Raw genomic sequence first — 14752 nt, forward strand, 5'->3', positions numbered from 1 at the left:
CCCGCTCGAAGGCGGGCTTTTTGTACAGCTGACGCTGATTAGATAGCAGTAACGTTTACTGCAGATGGACCTTTCTGGCCATCTTGGATTTCGAACTCAACGTTCTGGCCTTCAGCCAGGGTTTTGAAGCCGTTACCCTGGATTGCAGAGAAGTGTACGAACACGTCTTTGCTGCCGTCAGCCGGGGTGATGAAACCGAAACCTTTAGACTCGTTGAACCACTTAACTTGACCTTTGATCTTTGCCATCTTGAGTATTTCCTTTGGATTGTTTAAACCGCCCGAGGGCGTTACATAGACAAACTAGAGTCGTTACTGCTTGAGGCACTAAGATAAGGATCGGCAGAGAAGCGGTATTCAACGCTAACGTCTTTACTCAGAACTTCTTTACTGAAAATGCCACACATATACAGAACTGTACCTCGTTTTACCCAGATGCGTTATCACATACTCTGTATGCGATGGCAAGCCATTTTTAATCACTGAACGACATGTCGCACATATTTGAAACGGTCGAGAGCCACATTTGCCTAAATAGGCCAAAAGATGTTGAAGCATCGGCTATTTTCTGCTTGCCGAAAACATCACGCCAAGCCCCGCATTCTGGTGATGTTTTAACAAAACTTTCATCGTTTTGACGCATGTCTATCCGCTCTTTTTCACCTTTTCTGCGCTTATAGCGTTAAAAAATTTGAATCTTTATGGAATTTGATATGCAACATTTGAATATCGATGAACGGGGAGCCATTTACGCCATGCTCCTCCGACCATTTACCGCACGAGAACGCACTCATCGCCGGTCTTCAGCCCTGCTGCCAAACGGCGCAAACGGCAGCGCCACGCGGGCAAGAGGCAGCGCCCCGCCCTGCGCAACGGATGCATAAGCATGCAAAGCCATGGCGCGTCTCCGCCGACCTGCGGCTTTCGCATAAATAATCCGAAGGCTGTTAGCCTCAATAGCCGGAATAATCTTATGCATGGTGAAAGTTCAACGTTGAATTAAATCCTGAAACAGAGTGGTTATTTGAATCACCGCCCGCGCTTATCAATTCTGCTAATTACTGTCACGCTTTCAAACCGTTGACATTATTCCTCCGGCGGGCGGATAGGCGATGCTTGCTGCAAGTTCTGCAATGCAATGCGCTCGCCAATCTTCAGCGGATGGAATTGATGTTGTTCCAACCCCGCTTCGCTCAACGCCAGATTCAACTGATGGGGCGGCTCATCCAGCGATTCATCCGCCAATTCGAACACCCCCCAATGGATGGGAATGGCGCGTGGTTGATTCAGCTGTCGATACAGCGTCACCGACTGCTGCGGATCCATATGCTGTTCCTGCATAAACCAGCGCGGCGCATAGGCCCCAATCGGCAACGCCGCCACGTCGAACGGCCCCAGCCGGTGTCCGATCTCCGCCAGCCGCTCCGAATAGCCGCTGTCGCCGGAAAAGTAGAAGCGCAGCGCCGGATGGTGGATCACCCAGCCGCACCACAGAGAACGGTTGCGATCCCACAGCGTGCGCATGCTCCAGTGCCGCGCCGGCGTGGCATAGACCGTCAGCTCGCCCAACGACACACTTTGCCACCAGTCCAGCTCATGCACGTTCAGCCGATAGCGGCGAAACCAGCGCTTCAATCCGAGCGGCACGATGAACTCGGCCCGAGGAAAACGCCGCGCCAGTTGCCGCACCGTGCGTCTGTCGAGATGGTCATAATGGTTATGAGAGATCAGCACCGCGTCCACCGCCGGCAGTTGCCCCACCGCCAGCGGCGGCGGCGTTCTGCGTTTCGGGCCGTAAAAGCTCAGCGGCGACGCGCGTTCGGACAACACCGGATCGATCAGGACATAGCGCCCCCCCAACCGCAGCAGTATTGAGGCATGCCCCAACCACCAGACGCTGTCGTCGCTGCCGCTGAGATCGGCAGGTTGCCACCAGCGCTCGGTAAACTGCGCGTAACCGTGCTGCGGCGGCTTGGGCAATCCCTGTCGCTTGCGTTCATCCTGCCAACGCTGAAGGTCGCCCTCCTGGCGCTGCGAAGGCTCCGGGTTGCGAAATCCCTCCGGCGTGTGATGCGCCTTGGCCGCGTCGTAATAACGGTTGATTCTTTTCATTCAGCCTCTTCTCCCGACCGCTGCGCCCCGCACGGGCATGACCTTCAGTGTAACAAACCCGATGAAGCTCGCACTTCGTCAGCCGTGCGCTGCATCGCGGGAGCTTTTGCCGTATGCTGTTGTCTCACTTCGGTGAGCAGCCAGGGCCGCCAAGAGCCCGTTAAGACTCTCTTAAGATCTTTGTGATTGACTTGTAGGGCATACAGAAAAGGAGAAGTTATGAGCCGTTCTACATCCCGTAAATCAGGCGCAGGCCTGGGACGCCGTATTCGCAGCGCGCTGCTGGCGCAGAAGCAATACTGGAAAATGTATTTCGCCATGAAGCTGCGCCGCGCGCGCGTACCTGCACCGCTGGTGGTGCTGGGCGGTTCGCTGCTCGGGTTCTTCATGTTGACCCTGCTGATGCTCAGCGTGGTAGCCATCGACGTGATCAGCACTCTGCTGCTGCTGTGTCGGAAACTGCTGGGGCGGGATCGCAGTGAGGGGCGCGCCTTTATGCCGCGCGGCTGACGAAAAGAGAGCGGAGGCGCCAATACGCCTCCGCACGCAGATTAACGCTTGGCGCCTTTGCGGCGGCGCGTCAGCATAAACCCGCCCCACAGCACCGCAACCCACACCGGCATCAGCAACACCGAAATGCGGATCCCTTCGCTGAAATACATAATCACCAGAATCAGGCCGAGGAACGCCAGGCACAGGTAGTTGCCGAACGGATACCACAGCGCTTTAAAGCTCGGAATAACGCCCTGCCGGTTCTTCGCCGCGCGGAATTTCAGGTGCGCCAGGCAGATCATAACCCAGTTGATCACCAGCGTGGACACCACCAGCGCCATCAGCAGCTCAAAGGCCTTGCCGGGCATCAGGTAGTTGATCAGCACGCCGACCGAGGTAATCAGCGCCGACAGCGCGATGGACAGCACCGGCACCCCACGTTTGTTGACGCGCGTCAGCGCCTTCGGCGCATTGCCCTGGCTGGCCAGCCCGAACAGCATGCGGCTGTTGGCATAAACGCCGCTGTTGTAGACCGACAGCGCGGCGGTCAGCACCACCACGTTGAGCACGGTCGCCACCAAATTGCTGTTCAGCGCATGGAAGATCAGCACGAACGGGCTGCCGCCCTCCACCACTTGTCCCCACGGATAGAGCGAAAGCAGCACGGTCAGCGAGCCGATATAGAAGATCAGAATACGGTACACCACCTGATTGGTGGCTTTGGGAATGCTGCGACGCGGGTCCGCGGCTTCCGCTGCGGTAATGCCGACCATTTCCAACCCGCCGAACGAGAACATGATCACCGCCATCGCCATCACCAGCCCGGAGAAGCCGTGCGGCATAAAGCCGCCCTGCTGCCACAGGTTGGTGATGCTGGCCTGCGGTCCGCCGTTGCCGCTGGCCAGCAGCCAGGCACCGAACACGATCATGCCGACAATCGCCACCACTTTGATGATCGCAAACCAAAACTCGGTTTCGCCGTACAGGCGCACGTTCACCAGGTTGATCAGGTTGATCAGCACGAAGAACAGCGCGGCGGAGGCCCAGGTGGGGATCTCCGGCCACCAGTACTGAATGTAGATGCCGACGGCGGTCAACTCCGCCATGCCGACCAGAATGAACATCGCCCAATAGTTCCAGCCGGAAAGGAAGCCGGCGAAATCGCCCCAATATTTATAGGCAAAGTGGCTGAAAGATCCGGCGACCGGCTCCTCCACCACCATTTCGCCCAGTTGGCGCATGATCAAAAACGCGATAAAACCGCCGATGGCGTAGCCCAACAGCACGGCGGGGCCGGCCATTTTAATGGTTTGCGCAATGCCGAGAAATAAACCGGTTCCGATGGCGCCCCCGAGGGCAATAAGCTGTATATGTCTGTTTTTTAAGCCGCGTTTTAGCGGGGTATCCTGATGCTGACCGCCCATCTTATCCTCATATGGCGTACACCCTTGCCGTTATCGGCCAAGATTTCACCAATCAATAAATGTATCTGCGGGCGGCTTTTTAACACTTAACCCCGTGAGCATCAAGGAGTAGCGCCCCGAGACGGTAGGCCGGAGCGCGATTTTTTAACCGAGGGAGAGCGAGTAATGACGGCGTTCAGCCAGGCATACCGCACAGTTTGGTCAGGTTGCGCGCGCCGATCATCAGCGTCGCGACATAAGATTGACTACGCGTAACCACTTCCACCGCCACGCGATCGTTTTGATATTTTATCAGGTAGGTCGAAGGCCACCCCTGACGACGCTGGCCGAAGCTTTCGGCATGACGATCGATCGCCGCGTGGGCAATCACCAGATGAGACAAGTTTTTATCACCTTTGATAATGCGCTTCATAAACAGCCTCCGCCAACGACAGCTCTGTTATTAGAAAAAGGAGAAACTCTTACCAATCACCGGTATTTTTATCGAATCAGTTAGCCTGTTGGCTCATCAGGAAACAGATCATCGCCGCGCGCAGCGGGCTGGCGCAGTCCGCCTGCCATTCACCGCCCTGGGTGCTCATGCGCGCTTGCCACTGCGGGCTGTCGCTTTGCTGGTCGGGGTTCAGACTGATTTTGTTGGCGCAAATGATCGGCCAGGCATCGGAGGGATTCTTGCAGTAATCTTTACCTTTCACACCACCGTAAGGATACCACTTGTCCGGGTTCTCCCCGGTCAGCAGCGCGATGCTGCGGTTCACTTCGGCATCGCTTTCTTCGTACCATTTAATCATCGGCTTTATCCATCTTTTGTAAGGTTCGCGCTACATTACGATGTCTATACGACAGTTTTATGACAACGTCGCCGGTTTTCACATTATCTCTACTAATGTTTTATCCCCTTTATCTTTCCTCATCGCCTGCGTACACTTTTTGCCTGTTTACCGCCCAGGAACGCCTACATGTTGACCGGTCTCAACCATCTGACGCTCGCCGTCCACGATCTCGATCGCAGCGTCGATTTTTATCATCATCTGTTGGGGTTTATCCCGCACGCCCGTTGGCAAGGCGGCGCCTATCTTTCGTTGGGGGCCTTGTGGCTGTGCCTGTCGGTGGATGAATCGCGCACGCCACAAAACGCGCGCGATTATACCCACTACGCCTTCAGCGTAGTGCCGGAGCACATGGAGCAGGTCAGCGAGCGATTGCGCCAGAGCGGCGTAGAAGAGTGGAAAAGCAATCGCAGCGAAGGCGAATCGCTCTATTTTCTCGATCCCGATGGGCATCAGTTGGAGATTCATGCCGGCGATCTGGCCAGCCGCCTGGCGGCGTGCCGGGAAGCCCCCTATCAAGGCATGGTGTTTTACTGAGGCGCTCCGGCGGCGCGGCCGCCAGCCGGAGCACATGTTCAGCGTTCGGGGATAAAACCTTTGAAGTTCAGCGCGGGGCTGAGTTCGTCGTCATCCGCGTCAGCATCGGCGCCGCGGGCGCTGTGCGCCAGACGCTTCAACAGCGCCGTTTGCTGGCGTTGCTGCTCGGCAATTTCCTGCAGCAGGCGAACCTGCTCGTTGGCGCGCACGCTGGCGCGGTTCACCAGGAACCAGACCCACAGCCCGACCAGCAACGCCACGGCGGCGAGGGCCAGCGACAGCAGGCCGTTCTGGCCAAAACCTAAATCGTACATGGACAACCCTATCTACTGCGACATTCAGGCCGCCATCTTAACACTCGCAGCGGTCGTGCGAACATCCCCGCCAAAAAAGCTTACCAGGGCACGAAGCGCGTCACCGAACAGATGCCCAGCGCGAAATTTCCGCCATCGTCGCAATAACTGTCCAGCGCCAACAGGTAGAAAAACAGGCAGGCAGCGACGGCCGTCATTATCACGAGGATTTTTTTTCGCAACAAATTTAGCAGCCTCATTGTTATCTGGGTAATCTATCGCGCATGTTATCACAGCGAAGTTAAACGAAGTTTAACTTGTCGTTTAGATTTCTGGCTACCGCCCATTTTTCAGACTGTTACCCTTGCCCAGACGCCATCGCCGTGGCTAGATGCACACTCAGGGATAACGAGGAAGCGCAATGAGCAAATTGATTAAGTGGGTTCTGGTATTGGCGGTCATTTACGGCGGTTTTTTGATCTCGGGCTACGGCGTGCTGATCGGCAGTAACAAGAACGTCGGCGGGTTGGGTTTGCAGTGCAAATACCTGACGGCGCGCAACGTGGCGATCGCCCAGTATGTCAATGGCGACAACGGTTTCATCGGCGTAGCCGACTGTCCGCTGTTCAAGAAAATCGAAACGGTGGTGGATTAACCGCCACCGCCAGATGCCGCCGCGCTGCGGCGGCCCCGCCTCAGCTGCGGGTAAACTTCATTTCGATCAGCGCAATCGCCTTGTCAATCGCTCGGCGAGTCACCGGATCGGCGCCGGCAGGATGGGTGGAGAAATCGATGCTTTTGAGCTGGCCCGCCATCTTGTCGCGCACTTCGGTCGGCGCAATCACGTCGATAACGTCCAGAATCTGTTTGATGACCAGTTGGCAAGCGACCAGATCGGAAGCCAGTTCCTGCTCGTTGCTCAGCATGTCAGACATAATAATTTTTCCTCTTGATTCAAACGCCGCACAGAATAACACGCCGCCCGCGGCATTGCCTGCTCTCCCCGCCTTTTTCCCCATTCTGCGCACCACCGAGCAAAAGCCCGCGGCGGATTGGCCTATACTTGCAGCATGACGGTGGCAAAAACCACCCCTAAGCCACAACCAACAGGAGAAAGTTATGGCGAATCACAATGTGAAATCCTGGGCGACAGTGCGTGAAACTTCGGTGGAAATCGCCGAAGCCATTTTTGAACTGGCAGGGAACGACGAAGTGTTGGCGCAGAAGATCTGGGAAGAAGGCAGCGACGAAGCGTTGGAGAAGGCGTTCGCTAAAACCACCGCCGACCAGCTGTATTGGGGAGAGGAAACCGTCGAGCGGAAAAACGTTTAAGCCATCACGCAACAAAAAGCCCGGGTTTCTGACCCAGGCTTTCCCGATTGGCGATCGCCCTGCTCAGCGGCGGGCAAATTCTCTTGATCTCACGGCTCTTCACCTCCCACACCTTCCGCATTTTTCATGCTCATCACCGGCATCGCCATAAAAGCGCCGACGCCCACGATTACAACCAGAGTAATAATCACTGTCATTAACATGCGATCACCCCATCAACGTTGAGTTGTTACGGCTGACTCTGTTTTGGCTGTTATTTGCTGTGGCCTGCTCTGCGTCACCCACCGCGGCGGCGACAGTCTCAGATTAGACGTTTTTCCTTTCGACTGACAAGCGGCGGTTGAACGGTTTTTCCGAATAATTGCCCTCTGTCATCGGCGGCGTTTTTGTCCGCGGCGGCAAGTTGTGTATACTTCACCGCTATGTAGATCTCACACTGACGCACTGATGATACAAGAACACCATCTCTCATTGGTCTGCGCCCTCAGCAAATGGGTCGAAACTCACCTCGGGCGAGTGATCCATCTCGAAGAGCTGGCCGAGTACTCCGGCTACTCGCTGTGGCACATGCAGAAGCTGTTCAAAGAAGCGACAGGGATTTCGCTGGGCAAATACATTCGCGAACGCCGTCTGGCCGGCGCGGTCTATCAACTGCGCAGCAGCGAAGCGTCGATCTTCGATATCGCCCTGGACTTTGGTTTCGGCTCGCAGTCCCATTTCACCTACATGTTCAGAAAGCGTTTTAATATCACGCCTTATGATTTCCGCCAGGATTTGAGCGTCGATCTGCACATCGACCCGCCGTTGCACGTCATTCACCAAAAATCCGCCTGATCTTCCCCGCCGTAAACCGGCGGGCTAGCGTGCGCCCCATACCGCCAGCAGCGCGATCAGGGCCGGCAACGCCTGCACCCACAGGATCTTGCGATTGGCGGTCAGTCCGCCGAACACGCCGGCCGCCAGCACGCAGCCGAGAAAGAACAGCTGCAGAGCGATATCCTCGCGCCAGTAACCCCATGCCAGTCCCAACGCCAGAAAGCCGTTGTACAACCCCTGATTGGCGGCCAATACCCACGTGGCTGCGGCAAACTCCGCCGTCGTGCCGAATGCCCGTCTGCCGAGCGGCGCACGCCACAGGAACATTTCCAGCACCAGGATATAAAGATGGAGAGCGGCAATTAGCAGCAGCAAAATGTCGGCGAATAGCTTCATGATTATCCTTAACGCTTATTTGAAGATGCCAATAAGTATAAGCGTACTGCCAATATCACCAGATGTTGGCGAAAAAAAACCCGCCGAAGCGGGTTTATGCAGGAGTCATTTTTTGAGGTTAATTAAACACGGCGACCAATAATGCCGCGACAGAGACCCAAAACAGCGCCGTAGCGATCACGACATGGGACAGTCTTGCACGATAGAGTACCTGGCTCATAATGACCTCACTGACATCTGACTAACGGGAGACAGCCTGACTTCCTGAGGATTATCCTAAACTTCTTTTCATTGTCGTTATATGAACCCGATCACTGTTTCGCCGAGAAAGCTTATACTGTCGTAAAGCTGGTGCCGCGATCACATTAATTGCGCCTTATTAGAGCAAAATAAACCGAATAATCGCGGCGATTATAGCTTAATGCTATCAAACATCGCTCCAGGGCAGGCGCGGCGCGGTCATTCGCTCGCCGGAATAGCCGCTAACGGCAGGGAAACGCGGTGTTCCTTGCTCCCAATCATGCTGGGCCTGAATAATGTCTGCCTTACTATGGCCAACAAAATTCCACCAGATAAGGATCTCTTCGTTTAACGGCGTTCCGCCGATTAATAATCCCCGGCTGCCTTTTTGAGCATTTAACTCGATAGAGTTATTTTTTATGCCCAAATAGGCAAACTCGTCAGGTGAAAAGATGTCGCCATTAAGTTCAAAGGTGCCAATCAGCGGCAGAAAACCGATTTCATAATCCTCGCGCAGCGGCAATGTTATCGTCGCCGTTTCCTGCCATTCCATATCAATGGCGATGAGCGGCGAAAGGGTAAACACCGGCGAACGATAAGCGCCAAACTCGCCGACCAACAAACGGTGATTCACGCCATTGTTTTGCCAGTGCGGTAAATCAGGGTAATGATCAAAACGCGGCGCCATATCGGCATGCTCGGCCGGCAACGCAATCCACAGTTGCGCGGCGTGTAATCGGCGCGCTTCGCCCACCGACTGTTCCGTATGCGCGATGCCGTGTCCCGCAGTCATCAGATTGACCTGGCCCGGGCGGATCAGCTGTTCGCTGCCGAGGCTATCGCGGTGCAGCACCTCCCCCTCAATCATCCAGGTAAAAGTTTGCAGACCGGTGTGCGGATGCGGCCCCACATCCATGCCAGGCGACGTGCCGTTAAATACCGTCGGCCCGGCGTGATCGAGAAAACACCAGGCACCGACGGTGCGTCGCTCACGAGTGGGCAACGCGCGGTTGATCGGAATGCCCCCCACTTCGGCGTTACGCACGGCAATACGCTGGATCTGGTGCACGCCGTCAACGACGGGGCGCTCGCGTGAAGGTAAAGAACGCGTAGGACGGGACTGACTCATCGCAAAGACCTCCTGAATGACGCCGATTCGCCAAAGGCAACCGCCCCAGCTTAGCACAGGACAGCCTCCCCCGGAGAACGACCACGCTCAGGCGCATTCGCGCGGATTAAGGCGCTTTGATATAGCAGCTTTTGATGTCGATATCGTCTTGCGCGTGCCTGAGATCGGAAAAATAGGTCACGCCAAAAAGAATGGATACGACCAGCAGCACGGAAACCAACAGGCCGATAATCGCCAGCAGTTTGGTTTCATCATGGAGATTAGGCTCCATTTTATCTCCCCTAGTTAATCGCGTCAGGTCACCCACAACGTGACCGCCAGCGTAAAAATAATCAGCGAGCAGGACGCAATCGCCAGCACGACGATCGCAAATTGCGCATCACCCAAGGTTTCTCGATAGTTTTTATCCGTTGAGGCATTGCGCTGCTGTTTCACTAAATCGGTTTTCACTCGTTCAACTACTGCATTGCTGCTTGATGGGGCAAGACGCCCCCTCAGAATGGGATTGAAGCCGCCATCATAGTCTTTCAGGCCTCAACCGGGGCATGACGCTATCAATTTTCACCATCAGGGTCAACACTCCCCCATCAGGCAAACGACAGGAAACGCCAGATATAGGTAACTTTTATTGGGTTCGAAGGGAAATAAAAGATGCTTATGACAGGGCGCAAAAAAAGCCCGGCATGCAACCGGGCTATGGCGGAACACCGGGTTATTGCGGGATACGCAAGACTTGCCCCGGATAGATTTTGTCCGGGCTCGACAGCATCGGTTTGTTGGCGTCGAAAATCTTGTTGTACAAATTGGCGTTGCCGTACATCTCTTTGGAAATCGCGCTCAGCGTATCGCCTTTCTTCACGGTATAGAAACGGCTCTCGGCATCGGATTGCGCGACCGCCACCTTGTCTTCCACGCCGCTGATACCCGCCACGTTGCCGATCGCGACCAGAATCTTCTCTTTCAATTCCTGGCTGACGGCGTCGCCGGTTACGACGGCTTTCCCATCGACGACCTGCACATCGACCTTGTCGGTACCCGGCAAGCCGCTCTTATCGAGATGCTCCTTGAGTTTGGCGCTTTGATCTTCGGCGGAGGCATTGCCGGTGACTGTGTCCCACAGTTTTTCGCCCGCTTCTTTGACGAAGTTAAACAAGCCCATATTCACTCCTTTTGATGGTTGCACTAATGCGTTGAAGTAAGGCCTGTTAAGCTTAGCACCGTCAAAAGGATATGCCATCCGCTCGCGACGCCAGAAAGGGTTAGAGAATTCCGAAAGTGCCGCAAGCCGCGCTTCGGTGGCGATATATCAGGCAATGATGCTGAAAAATCGCGCTTTTTTGCCTACACTGTTGCAGACAGGGCGGCTCGACGAAGGAGGCGTGCAACGATGTACGCATTGGTGATGTTTGTCTGTTATCTGGATGGCGGCTGCAGTGAGATGGTAGTCGATATATTGCGCGACGAACCGCAATGCCTGGTGGCGATGAAGGAGCAGAACCTGCGCCACGCCGGCTGTTATCCCATGGAAGAGTTTATCGACGGCTTTTGGTTGCCGGCCAGCGAATACTCGGATTTTTAATCCTTTCCCACGCTGATGGCTGAGGAATTTCTGATTTCATCGGAAACTTCGTCTTCCTCCGGGGCATGAGGCCGCTGTTTTGCTAAATTGCGGCTCCCGAAGAAGAGAGACAGAGAAAGGTCATGTCAGCATCGGCTCATTCTAACGAGCATTATGAAACTCTGCTGCGCGACGTCAGCCTGGCGTTAGGCGACGCAGTGTTGCAGTTAATCAAAAACCATAAAAAAGTATCCGGCGGCAATATTCTTTCACAGCTGGTGACCGAAATAGAGCATGAGCAGGATCAACAGCGTTTCGCCGCGCTGCGTTCCGCCATTGAACTGGTTGGGTTGGCACCCAAAGGCTAACCCACTCGCATTGTGTAGAGATTGAACATTTCTTACTGTAAAACCGCGCATGTAAGCAGTAATAAAAAACGCCAATCAGATTACACTGATTGGCGTTTTTCATCGCATTTTCGCCCTTATCGATATGTCCCGTATCTCAGCGGACCTTCGACAGATTTTTTTTAAAACTGTTCCCGTTAACCAATGCTCTGCCAAAATTAATAAACGGTTTTTCTATCATTTTGTACGTAATCAATGAAAGAATGACTAACGCAATCATAACTAACGGCATAAAAATAAGATAGCCGTTCATACTACCTAATTGGCTGCTATCGATAAAGAAAACCAAAATTGTATACATTAAAATGCCATGCAGCAGATAGAGACTAAAACTAATCTCACCTAACTTGACTGCTCCAACCCCGGACAAAGAACCGAAAACAGAGTTTCCCATTACAACAGGAACAAAAAATAAAAACATACTCATCACGCCCAACAACCCGAGCGGATCCTTAACAAAAAACACCGCAAAAGATATAGCAAAAACACTTATCATTGATATCGCTGAATTATTTATGGCGGGGCGCAGCACTTCACCATAACGTTGCTCGATCGCAAAGGCTAAACCACCGAGAACAAAGAAAATAATATATTTGCAATCAATCCCCTTAACATATAACCCACTGAAATAAATCGCCATTGCCAGCACTACAAGCAACGCAGTGGTGGTTTTCTTACTGAAAAACACAGCAAGCAATGGTAACGAAAGATAGAAAAGCCATTCATACTTTAAGGTCCAGGTCACTCCGGCAGTGATTCTTTTTGCATCAGGATCACCATTAACCGAGTCACCGAAATATAGTAACCAATTGACAATTTCTTTTGCAAGCTGGGGCAACGTTACATTCAGCTGATACCCATGCACGATGAACGTATAAAGTATCGTCACGGCAACAGCCACAAGGTACAGCGGGAAAATTCTAAATATCCGAGACATATAGATTTTAGCCCAAGAGATTTTAATTGACGCCTGTTTATCTTTGTAGACTTTCCCAATAAAAAGATAACCAGTAATCATGAAGAATAAACAAACAGCAACCTTGCCAAAGTTATTTATAAAATTAATTTTCGGTGGCAACCACTGTCCAGTTTGCAGCCAGCCATAAAATATAAAATAATGATGAGCAGCCACCATTAACGCCAGATAGCCGCGCAGGCCATCAATGCAGCCAGACCGACGCCCTTCGGGGAGTCTGATGTTTAAAGGGGTGAATTTGCTAATTGATACGGTAATGTAACTTAATATTATCGCTAATAAAAAAGCGAAAAAAAACACTAGAGAAGTGGACATTCTTATGACCCCATGGATACCAAGCTTCTCATACTATCACCAGAATCTCATGTGTAAAGATTTAGTAAATAATCTCTAATAGTTACGTACGCTCCTCAGCCCCAGCTCTACATTTTTCGGTGTCATCAGCGCTAATCGCCATGTTCAGCCCGATGACCAAGGGGACATGACGGTCAAAATTTGCCGATAAGCAGCCGTGCGGATTAAAGCATGATGCGCATTACAAGGAAGGCTTGCCCTTCATTGCCCGCGATAACCTCATCCGAGCTTTCACTATGAAGGACAAGCCGCTTTTTCCCGACACAGGAAGAAGGTAATACCTTTCATTATCAGGCAGCGGTGTCCCTGTTGCTGACTGATAACAATGAATGGAGCCGCTTAGAAGCGATAGGTCAGATTGACGGCAACGATGTCGTCAGTGCTCAGCTTCAGTTTGTTATCGTCGTTCAACTGGTTGATCTTGTAGTCGACGTAGGTGTACATGTTTTTGTTGAAGTAGTAAGTCGCGCCCACTTCCACGTATTTCACCAGATCGACGTCGCCAATCCCTTCAATATCCTTGCCTTTAGACTGCACGTAGGCCACGGACGGACGCAGACCGTTCTCGAACTGGTACTGGGCCACAACTTCGAAGTTTTGCGTTTTGTTGGCGAAGCCGGAAACGCCGTTGCCACTGATCGGCGTCATGTTGCGCGTGTCGGCATACATGGCCGCCAGGTAGACCTGGTTGGCGTCGTATTTGACCGCGGTGGTCCAGGCGGTGGCCTTGTCACCTTTACCGTACTGCAGCGCTTTCTGAGCGCTGGTGCGGTTGGAGTCGGAGAACGCCGCCGCTACGCCGATGCCGGTACCGCCGATGTCCTGATAGTCCAGAGACATGCCGTAACCGTCGCCATTTTGCTTGGTCACGCTGCGGCCGTCACCGTCGTTTTTACCCTGGTATTGCAACGCCAGGTTCAGGCCTTCTACCAAGCCGAAGAAGTCACGGTTGCGGTAGGTCGCCAGGCCGTTGGAACGCGCGGTCATGTAGTTGTCGGTGTAGCTGTAGGAGTCGCCACCGAATTCCGGCAGCATATCGGTGTAGGCTTCGGCGTCATACACCACGCCGTAGTTGCGGCCATAGTCGAATGAGCCGTAGTTGGCAAACTTCAGGCCGGCGAAGCCCAAACGCGTTTTGGTGCCGGTGGTGCCCTGCGCTTCGTCGTGGTTGGAAGCAACCTGGTATTCCCACTGGCCGTAACCGGTCAGCTGATCGTTGATTTGGGTTTCGCCTTTAAAACCCAGACGAACATAAGTTTTGTCCCCGTCTTCACCTTTGTCTTTGCTGAAAACGTGCTTGGCGGCAACGCGGCCGTACAGGTCGAGTTTATTGCCATCCTTATTATAGATTTCAGCCGCGTTGGCGAAGGAGGTGACCGCCCCGAGGGCGACAGCTAAGGCTAATACACTGCGTTTCATCATTTATTTTCCTAGATATTATAATTAGAACCCTGCCCGTCACGCCCAATTTATAATTTGGGCTGTGATTTTATCTTTTGGTATTTTATGAGCGCCCCTAATGTGGGGGTGATGTGACATTAGCATCATGAATCAAAACTTAAAATCAAAAAGTTCATGAAACAACGAGGAGAAAGCATGTTTATTTGTAACCAGATATTACAACAAAACAACCACCCAACCCATTGAATATAAGAATATTTTATCACATAAGTTATAACCAAAATGGTGCATTGCACTAAAATGGTGCATTTTGGTTTCGTTTTGCGTGCTTTCTGCGCGATTCAAAAGTAGCAACAAGATTAGCATGGTTATTAAAAACGTTACTTATTTCACATTTTTATCTTAACAAAGACATCAGGCAATTAAGGCTTTTCTATAACGGCCTAATAGGATCTT

At 52.9% G+C, this 14752-nt stretch carries 24 protein-coding genes; 7 read left to right on the top strand and 17 right to left on the bottom strand.

Annotated elements, in window-relative coordinates:
- Positions 1–38: 38 nt before the first annotated feature.
- The 4 genes from cspE to AAIE04_RS10150 all read right to left on the bottom strand — a co-directional run bounded on the left by cspE (position 39) and on the right by AAIE04_RS10150 (position 2111).
- Positions 39–248: a transcription antiterminator/RNA stability regulator CspE gene (cspE, locus tag AAIE04_RS10135; protein ID WP_002221949.1), complete on the bottom strand. Its 210-nt coding sequence runs from the start codon at positions 246–248 to the stop codon at positions 39–41.
- 41 nt (positions 249–289) lie between these two features.
- Positions 290–406, bottom strand: coding sequence for a DUF2627 domain-containing protein (locus AAIE04_RS10140; protein WP_002211058.1), 117 nt, complete (start codon positions 404–406; stop codon positions 290–292).
- 68 nt (positions 407–474) lie between these two features.
- The gene (locus tag AAIE04_RS10145; RefSeq protein ID WP_154746349.1) at positions 475–642 is read right to left on the bottom strand and encodes a hypothetical protein; all 168 of its coding nucleotides are present in this window, start codon (positions 640–642) and stop codon (positions 475–477) included.
- Between the two features lie 443 nt (positions 643–1085).
- Positions 1086–2111 carry an MBL fold metallo-hydrolase gene (locus AAIE04_RS10150; RefSeq protein ID WP_498576871.1) on the bottom strand — a complete coding sequence of 342 codons (1026 nt, stop codon included), beginning with the start codon at positions 2109–2111 and terminating at the stop codon, positions 1086–1088.
- Between the two features lie 219 nt (positions 2112–2330).
- Here AAIE04_RS10150 and AAIE04_RS10155 point away from each other — a divergent pair, with 219 nt between their 5' ends.
- The gene (locus AAIE04_RS10155) at positions 2331–2621 is read left to right on the top strand and encodes a hypothetical protein (protein ID WP_498576872.1); all 291 of its coding nucleotides are present in this window, start codon (positions 2331–2333) and stop codon (positions 2619–2621) included.
- 41 nt (positions 2622–2662) lie between these two features.
- Here AAIE04_RS10155 and AAIE04_RS10160 read toward each other — a convergent pair whose 3' ends face one another.
- The 3 genes from AAIE04_RS10160 to AAIE04_RS10170 all read right to left on the bottom strand — a co-directional run bounded on the left by AAIE04_RS10160 (position 2663) and on the right by AAIE04_RS10170 (position 4818).
- Complete coding sequence (locus AAIE04_RS10160; protein ID WP_498576873.1) at positions 2663–4027, bottom strand: amino acid permease; 1365 nt, start codon at positions 4025–4027, stop codon at positions 2663–2665.
- Positions 4028–4202: 175 nt separating this feature from the next.
- A complete protein-coding gene (locus AAIE04_RS10165) occupies positions 4203–4439 on the bottom strand; it encodes a DUF4060 family protein (protein ID WP_004927680.1) in 237 nt (78 codons plus the stop codon).
- A gap of 76 nt (positions 4440–4515) precedes the next feature.
- On the bottom strand, positions 4516–4818 hold the full coding sequence (locus tag AAIE04_RS10170; RefSeq protein ID WP_154746352.1) for a phage protein NinX family protein: 303 nt from the start codon (positions 4816–4818) through the stop codon (positions 4516–4518).
- 168 nt (positions 4819–4986) lie between these two features.
- On the opposite strand from AAIE04_RS10170, the gene fos reads away from it, so the two are divergent.
- A complete protein-coding gene (gene fos, locus AAIE04_RS10175; RefSeq protein WP_498576874.1) occupies positions 4987–5394 on the top strand; it encodes a fosfomycin resistance glutathione transferase in 408 nt (135 codons plus the stop codon).
- Positions 5395–5432: 38 nt separating this feature from the next.
- On the opposite strand, the gene AAIE04_RS10180 is transcribed toward fos, so the two are convergent.
- Together AAIE04_RS10180 and mgrB are read right to left on the bottom strand one after the other, a co-directional pair.
- Complete coding sequence (locus AAIE04_RS10180) at positions 5433–5708, bottom strand: YebO family protein (RefSeq protein ID WP_019452852.1); 276 nt, start codon at positions 5706–5708, stop codon at positions 5433–5435.
- A gap of 80 nt (positions 5709–5788) precedes the next feature.
- A complete protein-coding gene (mgrB, locus tag AAIE04_RS10185; RefSeq protein ID WP_016927395.1) occupies positions 5789–5932 on the bottom strand; it encodes a PhoP/PhoQ regulatory lipoprotein MgrB in 144 nt (47 codons plus the stop codon).
- A 176-nt stretch (positions 5933–6108) separates the two neighbouring features.
- Between mgrB and AAIE04_RS10190 the strand changes: the two genes are divergently transcribed.
- The gene (locus AAIE04_RS10190) at positions 6109–6342 is read left to right on the top strand and encodes a YobH family protein (protein WP_004927690.1); all 234 of its coding nucleotides are present in this window, start codon (positions 6109–6111) and stop codon (positions 6340–6342) included.
- A gap of 40 nt (positions 6343–6382) precedes the next feature.
- Here the strand turns inward: AAIE04_RS10190 and AAIE04_RS10195 are convergent, their stop codons facing one another.
- The gene (locus AAIE04_RS10195) at positions 6383–6622 is read right to left on the bottom strand and encodes a DUF2766 family protein (protein ID WP_025303170.1); all 240 of its coding nucleotides are present in this window, start codon (positions 6620–6622) and stop codon (positions 6383–6385) included.
- 184 nt (positions 6623–6806) lie between these two features.
- Between AAIE04_RS10195 and AAIE04_RS10200 the strand changes: the two genes are divergently transcribed.
- The gene (locus tag AAIE04_RS10200; RefSeq protein ID WP_004927694.1) at positions 6807–7019 is read left to right on the top strand and encodes a YccJ family protein; all 213 of its coding nucleotides are present in this window, start codon (positions 6807–6809) and stop codon (positions 7017–7019) included.
- Between the two features lie 447 nt (positions 7020–7466).
- Positions 7467–7853, top strand: coding sequence for a helix-turn-helix domain-containing protein (locus AAIE04_RS10205; RefSeq protein WP_004927697.1), 387 nt, complete (start codon positions 7467–7469; stop codon positions 7851–7853).
- A gap of 24 nt (positions 7854–7877) precedes the next feature.
- Here the strand turns inward: AAIE04_RS10205 and AAIE04_RS10210 are convergent, their stop codons facing one another.
- From AAIE04_RS10210 to lysM, 5 genes are all read right to left on the bottom strand, one after another.
- On the bottom strand, positions 7878–8231 hold the full coding sequence (locus tag AAIE04_RS10210) for a DUF1304 domain-containing protein (protein WP_019452855.1): 354 nt from the start codon (positions 8229–8231) through the stop codon (positions 7878–7880).
- 427 nt (positions 8232–8658) lie between these two features.
- The gene (locus AAIE04_RS10215) at positions 8659–9600 is read right to left on the bottom strand and encodes a pirin family protein (RefSeq protein WP_498577063.1); all 942 of its coding nucleotides are present in this window, start codon (positions 9598–9600) and stop codon (positions 8659–8661) included.
- A 106-nt stretch (positions 9601–9706) separates the two neighbouring features.
- A complete protein-coding gene (locus tag AAIE04_RS10220) occupies positions 9707–9871 on the bottom strand; it encodes a hypothetical protein (RefSeq protein ID WP_019452857.1) in 165 nt (54 codons plus the stop codon).
- Positions 9872–9894: 23 nt separating this feature from the next.
- Complete coding sequence (locus AAIE04_RS10225; protein ID WP_019452858.1) at positions 9895–10050, bottom strand: hypothetical protein; 156 nt, start codon at positions 10048–10050, stop codon at positions 9895–9897.
- 262 nt (positions 10051–10312) lie between these two features.
- Positions 10313–10759 (bottom strand): peptidoglycan-binding protein LysM, encoded by a 447-nt coding sequence (lysM, locus tag AAIE04_RS10230; protein WP_019452859.1) that lies wholly within the window; start codon positions 10757–10759, stop codon positions 10313–10315.
- Between the two features lie 228 nt (positions 10760–10987).
- Between lysM and AAIE04_RS10235 the strand changes: the two genes are divergently transcribed.
- Together AAIE04_RS10235 and AAIE04_RS10240 are read left to right on the top strand one after the other, a co-directional pair.
- The gene (locus tag AAIE04_RS10235; protein WP_004934567.1) at positions 10988–11179 is read left to right on the top strand and encodes a YdfD/YebW family protein; all 192 of its coding nucleotides are present in this window, start codon (positions 10988–10990) and stop codon (positions 11177–11179) included.
- A 122-nt stretch (positions 11180–11301) separates the two neighbouring features.
- Positions 11302–11526, top strand: a complete 225-nt coding sequence (locus AAIE04_RS10240) for a biofilm development regulator YmgB/AriR family protein (RefSeq protein WP_063918502.1) — start codon at positions 11302–11304, stop codon at positions 11524–11526.
- Between the two features lie 136 nt (positions 11527–11662).
- Here the strand turns inward: AAIE04_RS10240 and AAIE04_RS10245 are convergent, their stop codons facing one another.
- Both AAIE04_RS10245 and ompC read right to left on the bottom strand, forming a co-directional pair.
- Positions 11663–12856: an acyltransferase family protein gene (locus AAIE04_RS10245; protein ID WP_498576875.1), complete on the bottom strand. Its 1194-nt coding sequence runs from the start codon at positions 12854–12856 to the stop codon at positions 11663–11665.
- A 378-nt stretch (positions 12857–13234) separates the two neighbouring features.
- Positions 13235–14317, bottom strand: a complete 1083-nt coding sequence (gene ompC / locus AAIE04_RS10250) for a porin OmpC (protein WP_498576876.1) — start codon at positions 14315–14317, stop codon at positions 13235–13237.
- Positions 14318–14752 lie beyond the last annotated feature (435 nt).

This window comes from Serratia sp. Ae19-1, assembly GCF_059801225.1.

Coding starts and splice junctions, on each gene's coding strand:
- cspE (WP_002221949.1), bottom strand. CDS start 248: ATGGCAAAGATCAAAGGTCAAGTTAAGTGGTTCAACGAGTCTAAAGGT.
- AAIE04_RS10140 (WP_002211058.1), bottom strand. CDS start 406: ATGTGTGGCATTTTCAGTAAAGAAGTTCTGAGTAAAGACGTTAGCGTT.
- AAIE04_RS10145 (WP_154746349.1), bottom strand. CDS start 642: ATGCGTCAAAACGATGAAAGTTTTGTTAAAACATCACCAGAATGCGGG.
- AAIE04_RS10150 (WP_498576871.1), bottom strand. CDS start 2,111: ATGAAAAGAATCAACCGTTATTACGACGCGGCCAAGGCGCATCACACG.
- AAIE04_RS10155 (WP_498576872.1), top strand. CDS start 2,331: ATGAGCCGTTCTACATCCCGTAAATCAGGCGCAGGCCTGGGACGCCGT.
- AAIE04_RS10160 (WP_498576873.1), bottom strand. CDS start 4,027: ATGGGCGGTCAGCATCAGGATACCCCGCTAAAACGCGGCTTAAAAAAC.
- AAIE04_RS10165 (WP_004927680.1), bottom strand. CDS start 4,439: ATGAAGCGCATTATCAAAGGTGATAAAAACTTGTCTCATCTGGTGATT.
- AAIE04_RS10170 (WP_154746352.1), bottom strand. CDS start 4,818: ATGATTAAATGGTACGAAGAAAGCGATGCCGAAGTGAACCGCAGCATC.
- fos (WP_498576874.1), top strand. CDS start 4,987: ATGTTGACCGGTCTCAACCATCTGACGCTCGCCGTCCACGATCTCGAT.
- AAIE04_RS10180 (WP_019452852.1), bottom strand. CDS start 5,708: ATGTACGATTTAGGTTTTGGCCAGAACGGCCTGCTGTCGCTGGCCCTC.
- AAIE04_RS10190 (WP_004927690.1), top strand. CDS start 6,109: ATGAGCAAATTGATTAAGTGGGTTCTGGTATTGGCGGTCATTTACGGC.
- AAIE04_RS10195 (WP_025303170.1), bottom strand. CDS start 6,622: ATGTCTGACATGCTGAGCAACGAGCAGGAACTGGCTTCCGATCTGGTC.
- AAIE04_RS10200 (WP_004927694.1), top strand. CDS start 6,807: ATGGCGAATCACAATGTGAAATCCTGGGCGACAGTGCGTGAAACTTCG.
- AAIE04_RS10205 (WP_004927697.1), top strand. CDS start 7,467: ATGATACAAGAACACCATCTCTCATTGGTCTGCGCCCTCAGCAAATGG.
- AAIE04_RS10210 (WP_019452855.1), bottom strand. CDS start 8,231: ATGAAGCTATTCGCCGACATTTTGCTGCTGCTAATTGCCGCTCTCCAT.
- AAIE04_RS10215 (WP_498577063.1), bottom strand. CDS start 9,600: ATGAGTCAGTCCCGTCCTACGCGTTCTTTACCTTCACGCGAGCGCCCC.
- AAIE04_RS10220 (WP_019452857.1), bottom strand. CDS start 9,871: ATGGAGCCTAATCTCCATGATGAAACCAAACTGCTGGCGATTATCGGC.
- lysM (WP_019452859.1), bottom strand. CDS start 10,759: ATGGGCTTGTTTAACTTCGTCAAAGAAGCGGGCGAAAAACTGTGGGAC.
- AAIE04_RS10235 (WP_004934567.1), top strand. CDS start 10,988: ATGTACGCATTGGTGATGTTTGTCTGTTATCTGGATGGCGGCTGCAGT.
- AAIE04_RS10240 (WP_063918502.1), top strand. CDS start 11,302: ATGTCAGCATCGGCTCATTCTAACGAGCATTATGAAACTCTGCTGCGC.
- AAIE04_RS10245 (WP_498576875.1), bottom strand. CDS start 12,856: ATGTCCACTTCTCTAGTGTTTTTTTTCGCTTTTTTATTAGCGATAATA.
- ompC (WP_498576876.1), bottom strand. CDS start 14,317: ATGATGAAACGCAGTGTATTAGCCTTAGCTGTCGCCCTCGGGGCGGTC.